Below are 14,248 nucleotides of genomic sequence, written 5' to 3'. Positions count from 1 at the left end.
GTCCAACAGCGAAAACACGCTGTCGCTGACCTTCAACTACACGGCAACGGATTCGGATGCCGACACGGCGTCGAACACGTTCACGGTGAATGTCGTCGACGATGTGCCAGTTTCCACCGGCGCGATCATCAACATATCGATCGACGAAGACATGGCAGGTTCTTCGATCACAGGCAGCCTTGAGGCTCTGGTCTCGACCGGCGCCGATGGCGTCGGACGGTATGGCGTCGACTTGAACACTCTCTCCCCGAGCCTGACTTCGCTGACCTCAAACGGCGTCGCACTCGCCTATACGGTGGTCGACAACACCTTGATCGCCAAAGCTGGCTTGGCGACGATCTTCACGTTCGCCGTCAATGCGCAGACAGGAGCCTATACCTTCACGCAGGTGGGTGCGCTCGACAATGTCGATAGACTGTTGATCAACGGTCACGCGATCACCCCGGCTACGGCGCTTGACACCCCCGGTTCCCATTTCGCGCTTGCGGACGTGGGAGGCAGCAATCTCGCCTTCGAAGGCCGATTGGCCGACGGCGACGCAATTATCCGCGTCACCAACGACAGCAACACGGACCGGACCTGGACCCTCGACAACCACAGCGCAGGACCGGACTACGTCCTCAACATTCCGGCGCACACCACCTGGTATGTGAATGTCGGCAATGTCGCCGACAGCACGAAGTTCGATCTCGACGGAAGCGGCGCTCCGAACGGCAATACAGTGGTCAACCCGGGCCACGGTGACAATATCGTCGCCATCGATAGCGACACGTCCTTGGCCCTCGATCTTTCTTCGACGGTGACGGTGACCGACGGCGACGGCGACAGCGTCGCGCTCAACGGTCAGCTGATCGTCACGATCAACGACGACGTGCCGGTTGCCACCGGCGCGGCTCAGACGGTTACCCTGTCGGAAACGGCCCTTCCGGTCGTCGACGTCGATTTCGCCAGCTTAAACATCAATATCGGCGCCGACAGCAAGAATACCCATATAGAGATCGGCAGGGATGGTAATGGAAATCCGATCATCAACAACGACCTCACCTCCGACGGCGTGCCTTTGGAATACCTCGTTCGCACGGCGAATGGCGTCGATCAGGAAATCGTTGCGTTCAAGGCCGGCGATACGGCCGATCATCCGGTCTTCATCGTCAGCGTCTTGCATCCCGGCAGCTTTGCCGCGACGCTCTTCCAGAACCTCGATCACCCGGCTGACAGCGACAATATCTCGCTGAACCTCGTCGCTCGCGTCTTCGACGGCGATGGCGACTACGTCGACCAGCCCTTGACCATCAATGTTGCCGACAGCGCTCCGACGCTGGTTGCCAACACGACGGTGTCCGGCGACGTCGTGGAAGGTGGCTCGACGCTTGAAACGCACAGCTTCGCGTCGGGTGCGGTCAATCTTGCCATCCCGGACGTCAGCACGATCACCTCGACCATCACGGTACCCGCTGGTGGAAGTATTCACGACGTCAACGTGTCGATCGATCTCACTCACACGTTCATGGCAGACCTTGAGATCACGCTGATTGCCCCGGATGGCACGAGGGTTCGGTTGGTTGACGACAATGGCGGAGGTGGAGACCCGAACGGCACCATCAAGTTCGACGACGAAGCGGCAAGCTTCTTTACCGCTGCCACCCAGCCATATGCCGGTACATGGCGTCCGGCGATCGACCAGCTTTCCCTGTTTGACGGGAAGAGTATGGCGGGAACCTGGACGCTGGAAATAAGGGACGATCTTGGGGCCGATGTAGGCACCCTGCGCAACTGGAGCCTCGAGATCGAGGCCAGCCACGATGTATCGTCTGACACTATCGATCTTTCCTCGCTGGTTTCCGTTGGTGCTGACGATGCCAACGGCGCGGCGGTATTCGCGCTGAAAACCATCGCAACCGCGGAAAATCTCGGCACGGTTACAGCCGGCGGCCAGCAGGTGAAGGTGATTTCCGACGGAACCACACTGACCGGTTATGCCGAAGGTGCGCCGGCAACGCCGCTCTTCACCCTGACGGTTTCGGCACATGGCACGGCGACCTTCACAATGCACGGCGAGTTCGATCACGCCGCCGGCAGCGATAATCTTTCGCTCGATCTCAGTGCCTATGTTCAGGCGTTCGACGGCGACCACGATGCAGTGACGCTCGGCACCGGCCAGTTCGTCATCAATGTCGCAGACAGCTTGCCGACGGCAATCGATGTGGCTGCAGCCATGTCGGAGAACGAGAGCAAGAGCATCACATTGACCGAAGGTACTCACTACACCTTCGGCGCCGATGTGACTGGCGCTGCTCTTTCCCTCGGCACGCCGAGCTACACCGGGGTTCCCGCTGGGCTCGTTCTGGGTACACCGTCGATCACGCTCGGCGCTGACGGCCACACGATCTCGATTGTCCCTGGCACGGCCTTCGACGGCCTGCCGGCGGGCCAGACCGCGGCCCTGCACATTCCGTACACCGTGACGGACGGCGATCACGACGCGGTCACGAAGGATATTGCGGTCACGATCACCGGCACCAACGATGCGCCGGTTGTCAGCGGCGCCGTCACTGGCGCGGCGACAGAGGATGGCACAGGCGCCACGCTTGACGCGCTTGCCAGTGCAAGCGACGTCGACGCCGGCACGATCCTGTCGGTCACCGGCGTGCCGGGTACTCTGCCGGCCGGCGTGATCTACGATGCGGCGACGCATTCCTTCACGCTCGATCCGAGCCATTCGGCCTACCAGTCGTTGGCATCGGGCCAGACGACGACGGTCACGGTGAACTACGGCGTCTCCGACGGCACGGTCTCGACGCCTGCTTCCGTCTCCTGGACGGTGACCGGCACCAACGATGCGCCGACTGCGGTCGTTCTGTCGAACAGCGCGGTCAACGAGAATGCAGCCGGCGCGGTGATCGGTACCTTGACAACGACGGATCCGGACGCGGGCGCTACTCATAGTTACACGGTCTCGGACAGCCGCTTCGAAGTGGTAAACGGCGTTCTGAAGCTGGTAAACGGTGTCTCGCTGGACTATGAGGCCGGCCATACGGTCAACCTGACCGTGACAGCGACGGACCAGGGCGGCTTGTCGAAGCAGCAGGCCTTCACGATCCAAGTCGGTGACGTCAACGAAGCTCCGGTCATCACCTCCGGCACGACCGGCAGCGAACCGGAGAACACGGCGGTTTCCAATGTCGTGTATCAAGCAATCGCGAACGATCCGGAAGGCGCAACGCTGATCTACAGCCTGACGGGCGCGGACGCGGCGCTGTTCAACATCTCGTCAAGCGGCGCGGTTACATTCAAGTCCTCGCCGAACTTCGAGGCGCCAGCGGATGCGAACCACGACAACGTCTACAGCATCGTGGTCAACGCCGGCGACGGCGTGAACCCGGGGGCGACGAAAGCCGTTGCCATCTCTGTAACGGATATTAACGAAGCACCTTCCATCACGTCAGGCGCGACAGGAAGCGAAGCGGAAAACACCGCAACGTCGAACGTGGTGTACCAGACGGTTGCAAACGATCCTGAAGGCGCGGCTCTGACTTACAGCCTAACGGGCGCGGATGCTGATCTGTTCAACATCTCCTCGACCGGCGCGGTTACGTTCAAGTCCTCGCCGAACTTCGAGGCGCCGGCGGATGCGAACCACGACAACGCCTACAACATCGTGGTCAATGCTAGTGACGGCGTGAACCCGGCGGCGGCGAAAGCTGTTGTCATCTCAGTGACCGATGTCAACGAGTTAGCAGGCAACGCTAACACCTATGATATCGGTAAGAGTGCTGGTGCCAACGCGGCCACGGCGCTGAATTTGAATGACAGTGCATACGTATATGTCAAATCGAATGATCCCGACATTCAGGACGCATCAACGAGTTCTTCCATCACGATCAGCGCAAAGACGCAGCAGGGAGAATATGATTACTATAAGTTTGTTGTGACCGAAAACGGGACAAAGGTCGTTCTCGACATTGACCATTCGAACTTCGACAACAGCCTAACGCTATTTAAAGCTTCGGGACCGCCAATCGCCTCCACTGATGATGCCGGTGGCGATGCGGGTTCGACGGGAAACCTGGACGCAGCAATTGTCGCAACGCTAGATGCGGGCACCTACTATGTCCGCGTGTCTGAATATTCGTCTGGAAACGCGTATGACCAATTCAAGAACTCGAGTGGTCAATACGAACTCCATGTATCGTTCACTAAGCCGAATGGCGACCCCATCATCCTCGACCTCGACCACAACGGCGTCGCCCTCACGTCCCTCGACAATGGCGTGCAGTTCGACATCAATGTCGACGGTCACAAGGATCAGATCGCCTGGACGGCCGGCAGCGACGGCATCCTGGCGCTCGATGTGGATGGCAACGGCAAGATCGACAATGGCAGCGAGATCTTCTCGCCGCACTTTGCCGGGGGTACATATGTCGACGGCCTGGCGGCGCTGGCAACGCTCGACAGCAACCATGACGGCAAGATCGATGCGGCCGACGCTACGTTCTCGAAGCTCACCGTCTGGCAGGACCTGAACCACAACGGCATCACCGACAGCGGAGAGCTTTCGAGGCTGGCGGATCATTCGATCAGCAGCATCTCGCTCGATGCGACCGCCTCCAACTCGGAGATCAACGGCCAGTCGATCCTCGCCGATGGCAGCTACACCCTGACGGACGGCTCGGCCGGTCACTTTGTCGAGGTTGCCTTCGACACGACGCTTGGCGACAGCGAAAATGGCAGCAATGCCTATTCGCTCATCGGCAACGATGGCGATGATACCCTGTCGGGCAGCGGCGGCATGTTCACGATATCGGGCGGGGCAGGGGCTGACACCTTCGTCCTCGATGCCGATGCCCTGAACGACGTCAAGCTCGCCGACGTCATCACCGACTTCAAGGCAGGCGAAGGCGATACCCTCGATGTCTCGAAGCTCCTCGACAGCCTGCTCGGCCACGAGGCAACCGAGGCGGAAGCACTCGCCAGCATCAAGACGACGGTCAGCGGCACGGATACCGTGGTCAGCGTCAACGCCAATGGCGGCTGGCACGACGTGGCGGTTCTCCAGAACACCACGGAAGCGGTCAAGATCCTGTTCGACGACAAGCACGACACAACGACGGCACCGCACGTCGGCTGACGTTCGGACAAACCGGCAAAAGAAGAGGCGCCCTCCGGTGCCTTTTCCGTTTGGTATCAGCTCAGGGAGCTTCGTCTTACCGCCGCTGCACGCCATTTCGTCGGCTGCAGACGGATGTGATTGAAGTCCGGTGGCCCTCGAAGGCCGTGCCCGACGGCGTCAATGATATTCGCGTACCCTCTGCCGAGAAAGAGGCTTCGGCTAGCGGCTGGCGCACATGCGGGTGCCAACATCCTGAGCGTTCTCGACGATCGAAAGACGCCGAGCTCGTTGACGCGAACAACAACGAAAAGGGCGCCTCTCGGCGCCCTACCTTCGTTCTTGTGGCTCCTGTCAGCTCATGCGGCAGGCAGCCGCGACATCGGGATGGCGTCTTCGCTCTCGCCGCCGCGCTCCATCGCCATTTCGTCGGCCAATTGGCGGATGTGGTTGAAGTCGGTCGCTCCCTCGAAGACCGCGCCGCCGAGGCGTACGCCGATCGTCATCGGCGTGCCTTCGGCCGAGAAGGAGGCCTCGGCCACGCGCCGGCGGATACGCGTGCCGACATCCTGGGCATTCTCGACCGTCGCGCCGGGAAGAAAGACCCCGAGCTCATTGGAGGCGAGGCGGGCAACAAGATCGCCCTTTCTGACCGACGACTGGATGATTGCGGCAAGCGACTGCATAACCGTGTCGGCCCATTGCGGACCGTATCGCCGGTTGATCTCGTCGAGCGTATCGATGACGACCGCGATCATCACACCGCCTGCATCGGTCGCGATTCGCTTGCGCCGGTCGATGTAGTGTTCGACGGCAGCCGCAAAGGCCGTGCCGTTCAGCGTCTTGGTCACGCTGTCGTGGCGCGCAGTATAGTTAACCGTTTCCTGCAGTTTCCGGAGCTCGCTGACCTTGAGCTGCAAGGTCAGAAGCAGCGGAAATGCAACAAGAAGTGAAATTAAGCCCGCGCCGGCAAATCCTACCAAAAATGGTCGATCCGGCGCGATAAGGTTTAAGATAAGTAAAACGCCGACGGATCCAGCCGCAAAGCAGACAGCGCCGAGGGTGGCGATCCGAAGAGCTGAAACGATTGTGGCGGAAGAGTAACGCTGGCTGAAATTCATCGCGGTTCATGTCCGTTTGAAAGTAATGCCAGATAAACAGGTTCGGGCAAAGCCCCCGTTAAAAAATCCTGTAAAATTCTCGCTTTAGGCAGTTGTCCACCGCGATTAACTGTCTTGGCAGGAATGCTCGAAGTCGCGATTGGAATGTGGAAAGATTGGTGTTACTTACTTGCTAAAGAAAATCTTTGGTATACGGGTACGCCGGGTGAATCTGTGATGTTGAGGGGCATCGATCTTGTTTAAAGGCAAAAGAATTTTTGCAGCATTGTCTGCTACGGTTGCTTTAAGTTTTTCGTTTTATGCTGATGCCAATGCAATATCTCTGCAGCAGGCCATCGAAAAGACGATGAAAACGAATCCGCAGATCTTGCAGGCTGCGAAGGATCGTGAAGCTGTCGAGTTTGAACTTCGCCAAGCGCGCGGTTTATACTTGCCATCGGTAGATCTGGAGAGCGGAATCGGGCGTCGTCGGCTGTCGAATGCCAGCTCCGGTTCGCTGAGAGATGATAATGACTATCTGTCGCCGAGCGATGTTGGTCTTACGATCTCGCAGACACTTTATGATGGCGGCAGCCGCCGCGCTCAGGTCGAGCAGCAGGCTTCGCGCGTCGATGGCGCCTCCTTTCGGGTCCTTGAACGCTCTGAGTCGCTCGCCCTCGAAGTGACGCAGGACTATCTGGAATACGTGCTCCAGAACCAGATCGTGGCCGCTGCCAAGCAGAACGTCGCCTTCCACACGCAGATGGTCGGCGATATCGACGAGAGCATCAAGGGCGGCGCCCTGACGGACGCTGATCGCCTGCAGGGCAGCGAGCGTTTGCAGGCCGCCAAGGCGCGGCTGCGTGAAGCGCTCGAAGAGCTCGAGCAGACGAAGATCCGCTTCCTTCAGGTCGTTGGCGAGCCGATCACCAATGCGCAGACGCCGCCGTCGGTCGGCAAGTTCGTGCCGAAGACATTGAACGACGCGGTCTTTGTTGCTGGCAAGAACAGCCCGCGCATCTATTCGGCCAATGCGGATGTCAACGCAGCCGATGCCGGCGTTCGCGGCGCGCGCGCCAACTTCCTGCCGAAGGTCAACCTCGAAGGCACGGCCCGAGTCGGCAACGATATCGATGGCGATGAAGGCAACACCAACGACTACCAGGTCCGCGTCGTTGCCCGCTGGAACCTCTACCGCGGCGGCATCGATGTCGCCCGCGAGCAGGAGCAGATCCGCCGCGCCGGCGAGCAGCGCTATAATCTCGCCCAGGTCCAGCGCGAAGTCGAGCAGTCGGTCCGTTCCGCCTGGAACGAACGTGTCAGCCGCGGCGAGCTTTCCGGCATCCTGAACAAGCAGGCCTCGATCAACAACCAGCTCGTCGGTTCCTACCGCGAGCAGTTCAAGGTTGGTCAGCGCTCGCTGCTCGATGTGCTCGATGCGCAGAACACGAAATTCAACACTCAGGTTCTCGCCGATACCGCGCGCGTTGCCTCGCAGTTTGCCGAGTACAAGATCCTGGCGGCATCGGGCAATCTGCTTCAGACGATGAAGCTGAAGCCAGTCGATCAGTCCAAGCCTTATGCGCGGGAAGAGTTTGCTGTCCCCGCGAGTGTCGCGAATCCTGGATATGTCGAGCTTGATTCCCATCAAAAGGCTGGCATGCCCCTGGATCTCCTAGCGCCAATTCGACAGCAGTAGTCGAGATGGCCATGGAACAATGCTGAACGTAGCACTCGAGACTTCCAGCAGCACATCGCTGCAGACATTCAAAGCCGCGTTCAAATCCGTGGCTGCGTTCTATGGCCGACCAAGCTCCGACACGGTCCTCTTCTCCGGTCTTCCGGATGAGGTGACCGAGTCGCTTGAGGTTGACGATGTCGAACGCATGGCCGAGCGCATCGGCCTGCAGGTGATCAAGCATCAGGAGCGCGAATGCCGCCAGGGCAATTTCGATTGCCCGGCGATCGTCGCGTTTGCCGATGGCAGCGTGCTGCCGCTGCTCGAGGTCGCCGAGGACGGATCCTACGTCACGGATATCGTTCCGATTGCCGGCAGTCCGATCCGCCTGACGCGCGAAGAATTCCTGGCGCTGAAGCCGCAATTGGCGTTTGCCTTTACGCTTTACTATCAGAACGCCTCGGAGGAGGCGCTGGTCGGCAATGCCGTGGAGATCGAGAAGCGGCATTGGCTGGCGACGACGCTTGCGCCTTATTGGCGCACCTATCTACGCGTCATGGTCGCGGCGCTCTTCATCAACCTGATTGCCCTCGGCTCGCCACTGTTCACGATGAATGTCTATGACCGGGTGCTGCCGAACAAGGCGATCCCGACGCTCTGGGTGTTGGCCGCGGGGATCTCGCTTGCCTATATCTTCGACTTCCTCCTGAAGACAGCGCGGTCGTCGCTCATCGATTATGCCGGACGCAAGGCGGATCTGCGTCTGTCGCAGCTGCTCTTCGACAAGGTGCTGAATTCCACGCTCGCCTCGCGGCCGATGTCGACAGGCGAATATGCCAACCGTGTGACGCAGTATGAATTCGTTCGCGAGTTCTTCACTTCGAACACGATCGGCGTACTGATCGACAGCCTTTTCGTCTTCATCTTCCTGGCAGTTATCTATCTGATCGCCGGCTGGCTGGTGGTCATCCCGGCCGTGGCATTCGTGCTGTCCGTCGTCATCGGCCTCTACGCGCAGGCGGCGATTGGCAAGCGCATGGCGACTGCCGCCAACGAGGCCTCGCGCCGCCAGTCTCTGCTGGTGGAGACGATCTCGACCATCGAAACGCTGAAGAGCCTGCGCGCCGAAGCGACGATGCTGCGCCGCTGGCAGGAGCTAAGCAAGTATTCGAGCCGCACCAGCGAGGATATCAAGCATATCTCGACGAATGCCATCAACATGACGATGTTCATCCAGCAGATGGTGAGCGTCCTGATCGTGATTGCCGGCACCTACGAGTTCTCCGAGGGTCGCATTGCGATGGGCGCGATTGTCGCGACCGTCATGCTGGCGAGCCGTGCCGGCGCACCGCTTGGCCAGATCGCCATGACGCTGGCGCGTTTCCGCCAGGCGACCATGTCGCTACGCATCCTCGACAAGATCATGGAACAGCCGGACGATCGCCCGTCCACGGTCGGCTTCGTCAACAGGGAGATCACGCGCGGCGCCTTCAGTTTCCAGGATGTGTCCTTCCAGTATCCGGGCTCGGACTATCCCGTAATCAACAAGCTGTCCTTTACCGTGCAGCCGGGCGAACGGATCGGCATCATCGGCCGCATCGGTTCCGGCAAGACCACGCTCGGCCGCTTGCTCGACGGGCTCTTTAGCCCCTCGGGCGGCCGCATACTGATCGATGGCGTCGATATCCGCCAGTATCACATGGCCGAGGTGCGCTCGGCGGTCGCCGTGGCCGGCCAGTCGTCCGATCTCTTCTCGGGAACGGTCAAGGAAAACCTGCTCATCGGGCGCGCCGACGCGACCGATGAGGATCTCCTTGAAGTCGCCCGCATGACCGGCGTCGACGAATTCGTGGGCAATCATCCGCGCGGTTTCGACATGCCGGTCGGCGAACGCGGCACCAATCTCTCGAGCGGCCAGAAGCAGGCGCTGACGATCGCCCGTCTGCTGCTCACCAAGCCGAAGATCGTATTTCTCGACGAGCCGTCCGGCGCCATGGACCTGGCCACCGAGCGCAACCTGATTGCGCGCCTGTCGAAGGCGATCAGCCGCGACACCACGCTGTTGATCGCCACCCACCGCTACAGCATGCTTGAGCTTGTCGACCGTCTGATCGTCGTCGACAAGGGCCGGATCATCGCAGATGGGCCGAAGAATGCCGTCATCGAGGCTATGCAGCGCAAACCGGCGGGGGCACAGCCATGAGCCTCAGCAATCGTCACGACAATCCTCCGCTTCTCGCCCGTGGCATTCTGGCGTTGGTGGCCCTCGTCATTGCCAGCTTCATCGCCTGGGCGGCGATCGCTGATATCAACGAGATCGCCCGCGGCGAAGGCAAGGTCATTCCGGTGTCGAAGACGCAGATCATCCAGTCTTCGGAGCCCGGCGTCGTCCAGCAGATCGCCGTCGTCCTCGGTCAGGTTGTCCGAAAGGGCCAGCTGCTCGTCCAGCTCGACAACACGACGACGACGTCCACCCTTGGTGAATCCGTTGCCAAGGCACGCGCGCTCGGTGCCAAGGTGGCCCGATTGAAGCTCGAGGAAGCCGGTCAATACGATACGCCGTTCATTTGCCCGGAAGAGATTTTGGCCGTCGCCAAGGATGTCTGCGCAAACGAGGAGCAGCTTTTTGCTGCAGATCGTGCCAGCTACCAGAACAAGCTCGGGGTGCTGAAGGAACGGGTTCGCCAGCGCGAAAACGAACTGAGCGAAGCGCACGCCAATATCGACCGGCTCGAGCAGAATATCGATGGCGCCCAGCGGCAATACGATCTCATCAGCCCGCTGGCGAAGAAGAAGCTGGTTGCCCAGACCGAAGTCCTGAAGACAGAGCGCGACCTGACCGACCAGCAGGGCCAGCTCAAAGTCTATCAGGAGAGCATCGACCGACTGCAGGCGGCCGTGCAGGAAGCCAAGCTGCAACTTGGCGACCTTGCCCTCGAATTGCGCCAGCAGGCGCTGACGGACAAGGCGCAGGCGCTGGCCGAGCTCTCGGTCGTCGACGAGACCATTCGCGGCGCGTCTGACCGCGTCAAGCGCACCGACATCCGCTCGCCCGTCGACGGCATCGTCAACACGCTGGAGGTCAACACCATCGGTGCCTACGTGGATCCCGGCCGCGTCATTGCCGGTATCGTGCCGACCGCCGATACGCTGCTGGTCGAAGCCAAGATTTCGCCGCGCGATGTTGCCTTCGTGCGTCGCGGCCAGCCGGCCGTCGTCAAGATCACGGCCTACGATTTCTCGATCTTCGGCGGCCTCGAGGGTATCGTCGAGAACATCTCGGCCGACAGTCTCGTGGAGAAGGAAAAGGGTGAGACCTACTATCTGGTGCAGGTCAAGACCGACAAATCTGCCCTGGAGCGTGACGGCAAGTCCTATCCGATCATCCCCGGCATGGTTGCCTCGGTCGAGATCATGACCGGCAACAAGACGGTGCTCAGCTACCTGATGAAGCCGATCAACAAGGCGCGCAGCGAAGCGCTGACGGAGCGATAGGATGCTGATCGTCAAGCCAGGCAGCAATGCACTCTCCGAGCTTGAACCGATCGATGAGCCTTTGCCGGCCATCGGCGCCGATGAGATCGAGCCGCGCTTCCGCGCTGTCGTCGGCCGCGGCGGCGAGCGACGTGGCATCCGCCTCGAACGGATCTACTGGGATGGCCTCGGCCGCATGTCGTCGGCCGGCAAGATGAGCACTGCCGACCTCGTGCACTATACTGCCTCGCAGATGCCCGAGCCCGGCAACCTCGCCTCGCTGCTGCGCGTCCTGAGCTTCAAGTGGGCGCTGCGCCGGCTGGATACCGTCGAGGACGCCTCGTCGATGGTAAATGTCAACGCCATCATTCAGGCGTCGCCGTCACCGACCATCCTGGTGACGCAGGAAAAGAAGATTCAGCTCTTCAACGATCCCTTCCTGACCATGCTGCGCCAGCGGCTTCCACTTGGTGATGCCGCGCAATTGACGAAGAGTTTGCGGTTCTCGATCGACACGCAGATCGACGAGGCCATCGCCACGCTCTATCGCAACCGCGGCAAGACGCTGAACACCGGCTTCACCATTGCCGTCGGCTCGGCCTCAATGAAGGGGCAGATCAATCTGGCGCTGGCGCCAACGCACGAGAAGTCGATGCTGATTGGCTACATCTCGCGCTACTGATCGCGCGTATCTGCGATTGGAAGGCCGACCGAACTGCAGCGCTTGGAATTTGCCACAAGGTAGGCTTCCACTTGGAGTCCCTGTAACATCGTGACGGTGGCTTATGGCGGGACTTGCGATGCGATGATGGTGCCAGTTGGATTCAGGGAGGGTGTCTCCTTCGATGAAACGAGACAGAATTGGAACGGCACTGGCGCCCGGCCATTGGTATGGTCGGCTTGGTATCCGGTTGGAACGGCGGCGTTAGTAGCTGTTTCAACTGAGCCTTCATGGTTTAGGAGAAGACTGGTTGCTCGTGATGCGCCACTTCGGTCGTCTGCTAAACCTCTCGCCTTGGTGTTGTTGTCACATGGAAGCGGGGCGAGCACCGCGGCGCTGGCGTGGCTTGCGTACCGGTTGGCACAACGGGGCTATGTGGCCTTGGCCGTAAATCACCACGGTCACACTGGCGCTGAACCATCTCGAGCGGAAGGATTTCTATGTCTAGGGGAGCGCGAGAGATCTTAGCGTGCTCTTGAGCGAGCCGTCATGGCGGCTCGCTTTAGGCGGGACGATTGCCGATCGCGCCAATGTCGCTGGGTTTTCCGCTGGTGCTTATAGCGCGATGCTTATCATGGGTGCGCGGGTCGCCTACTCCCAATTTGAACCGGGTAATCCCGTCAAGACCCCAATCTGGGGTCCGAGAGAGTTCCCCAATCTCGCTAATCAACTGCAAGTGCTTCAGGCCAATCCGATTTTCCGGGAGTCATGGGAACGGAGGCATGGCGATTATTCCGATGCCAGATTCCGAAGCGCTGCTGTGATTGCGCCCGGCCGTGCGGTGTTGTGTCTTGCTGCGGTGAGTTTGCAACGCATTCGGAATCCCATTCAGATATTTGGGGGAGATGCGGACACGGTGGCTCCTCCAACTGACTGCTGCGAATGGTTGCATAACAATGTGGCCGGTAGTTCACTCGAAGTTCTCAGCGGCGGAGTAGGTCACTACACTTTCCTGCCAGAAGGGTCGGAAACCGGAGTGAAGGCCGATCCAGAGCTATTCCACGACAAACCGGGCGCCAAGCGAAGCGCGATACACAAGCATGTGGCGCGCAGTATTGCGAACTTCTTCAACCGCGCCTGATAGTTGGAGTTCTTGCGACGATGTCGCCGCCCAAACGCCGGTGGCGGTGGCGCACTCTCGCTGTCCCGCTTTTTTAGCGTCTCAGAACGCCACGCCTTCGCCCGGAGCTACCTTTTCCAGCGGCATTGCGGAGGCGACCTGCTTGGCGCCGGTGCGCGTTCCGTGGAGGTAGCCCCTGCCGTCCGCAATCGAGTAGAGCGGCACGTAGTCGGGCAGCTTCGTATCGGGCAGAACCTCGTCGCGCATGTTGTCGAGGATGAAGCGATTGCCGTTGACCGCGACGGAAAGCACCGCATGGTAGAAGTGCCGTTTCTGATCGAAGAGCACAACGACGGACATGTCCTTGAGATCGATGCCTTCGGCGTGTAGGGCCGCCATCTTCAGGATCGCGAAATCTTCGCAATCGCCCTGCTGGCGCGAGAGCGTTTCGGCGGGCGTCGCCCAGTAGTCGGCCACCTTGTAGGTATCGATGTCGCGGCTGTAGCGGATCGTGTGGTTGATGGTGACATTGACCGCGTTCAGCTTGTCGCGGATCGAGGATTGCGAGGTCTTAGTGAAGGCAACCTTGATCGCGGTCGCGGCCTCGGAGCATTTGCCGGCGCTGCAGTCGATTGCCGTTCCATCCGTCATTTCCGACAGGGAGGGTGCGAACTTCTTCAGAGCGGCGAGCCGCTTGAAGGGAATGGCGACGGTTCCGAATGCGGCGCTGCCGGTCGGCACAGCAATCGCCGGACGCGCGGCTGGCTGCTCCGGTGCGACGCTCTCCTTCACCCAGCCGGCCGGCTCGGGCTGCAGCGAGCGCGTCAGCGCAGCAACGTCGATGGTGCCGATGGCGTTTGTCGCTAGGCTGAGGAGGTTGGCGACACCACCAAGGGTCAGCGCGCGGGCGGTATCCGCAGCGAAGTCAACGGAGTACATTGCACCTGACATCCGGGAAGACGGAAGTGTGGAGGCCGACGAAATATTCGGCGAGAACGCAAGGGAGAATGCAGAGAAAGCAAACGCGGCGATACTGCTTATTTTTAAACTGCGCTTCATGGATCGTCGTCTCTCGGTTGGTTGAGAGAAACGTACAAAACAGCTATAA

General features: G+C 60.2%; 8 protein-coding genes. 6 read left to right on the top strand and 2 right to left on the bottom strand.

What is annotated here, in order from left to right:
* A partial coding sequence (locus tag FHX09_RS12550; RefSeq protein WP_184450047.1) for a proprotein convertase P-domain-containing protein occupies nt 1-5,128 on the top strand: 5,128 nt, incomplete at its 5' end.
* Between the two features lie 338 nt (nt 5,129-5,466).
* Here the strand turns inward: FHX09_RS12550 and FHX09_RS12545 are convergent.
* Entirely contained in the window at nt 5,467-6,090 is a 624-nt protein-coding gene (locus FHX09_RS12545; RefSeq protein ID WP_244423722.1) for a GGDEF domain-containing protein, read from the bottom strand.
* Between the two features lie 454 nt (nt 6,091-6,544).
* Here FHX09_RS12545 and FHX09_RS12540 point away from each other — a divergent pair, with 454 nt between their 5' ends.
* The 5 genes from FHX09_RS12540 to FHX09_RS29810 all read left to right on the top strand — a co-directional run bounded on the left by FHX09_RS12540 (nt 6,545) and on the right by FHX09_RS29810 (nt 13,161).
* Nucleotides 6,545-7,906 carry a TolC family outer membrane protein gene (locus FHX09_RS12540; RefSeq protein ID WP_037081881.1) on the top strand — a complete coding sequence of 454 codons (1,362 nt, stop codon included), beginning with the start codon at nt 6,545-6,547 and terminating at the stop codon, nt 7,904-7,906.
* 19 nt (nt 7,907-7,925) lie between these two features.
* A complete protein-coding gene (locus FHX09_RS12535) occupies nt 7,926-10,088 on the top strand; it encodes a type I secretion system permease/ATPase (protein ID WP_007789234.1) in 2,163 nt (720 codons plus the stop codon).
* The gene (locus tag FHX09_RS12530) at nt 10,085-11,380 is read left to right on the top strand and encodes an HlyD family type I secretion periplasmic adaptor subunit (RefSeq protein WP_007789232.1); all 1,296 of its coding nucleotides are present in this window, start codon (nt 10,085-10,087) and stop codon (nt 11,378-11,380) included. The genes FHX09_RS12535 and FHX09_RS12530 overlap by 4 nt, the downstream gene beginning before the upstream one ends.
* Nucleotide 11,381: 1 nt before the next feature.
* A complete protein-coding gene (locus FHX09_RS12525) occupies nt 11,382-12,041 on the top strand; it encodes a ribbon-helix-helix domain-containing protein (RefSeq protein ID WP_132592176.1) in 660 nt (219 codons plus the stop codon).
* Nucleotides 12,042-12,549: 508 nt separating this feature from the next.
* Entirely contained in the window at nt 12,550-13,161 is a 612-nt protein-coding gene (locus tag FHX09_RS29810) for a hypothetical protein (RefSeq protein ID WP_246699424.1), read from the top strand.
* Nucleotides 13,162-13,242: 81 nt separating this feature from the next.
* Here FHX09_RS29810 and FHX09_RS12515 read toward each other — a convergent pair whose 3' ends face one another.
* Nucleotides 13,243-14,079 (bottom strand): transglutaminase-like cysteine peptidase, encoded by an 837-nt coding sequence (locus FHX09_RS12515; RefSeq protein ID WP_246699423.1) that lies wholly within the window; start codon nt 14,077-14,079, stop codon nt 13,243-13,245.
* Nucleotides 14,080-14,248: the final 169 nt, after the last annotated feature.

The organism is Rhizobium sp. BK538, from assembly GCF_014197575.1.
GTDB lineage: Bacteria > Pseudomonadota > Alphaproteobacteria > Rhizobiales > Rhizobiaceae > Rhizobium.
Note: the sequence above shows the minus strand (reverse complement) of the source record. Positions and strands in the feature narration are given on the sequence as shown.

Excerpts from the sequence above, each read along its gene's own strand:
- FHX09_RS12535 (WP_007789234.1), top strand. The coding sequence starts at position 7,926 with ATGCTGAACGTAGCACTCGAGACTTCCAGCAGCACATCGCTGCAGACA.
- FHX09_RS12530 (WP_007789232.1), top strand. The coding sequence starts at position 10,085 with ATGAGCCTCAGCAATCGTCACGACAATCCTCCGCTTCTCGCCCGTGGC.
- FHX09_RS12525 (WP_132592176.1), top strand. The coding sequence starts at position 11,382 with ATGCTGATCGTCAAGCCAGGCAGCAATGCACTCTCCGAGCTTGAACCG.
- FHX09_RS12515 (WP_246699423.1), bottom strand. The coding sequence starts at position 14,079 with ATGTACTCCGTTGACTTCGCTGCGGATACCGCCCGCGCGCTGACCCTT.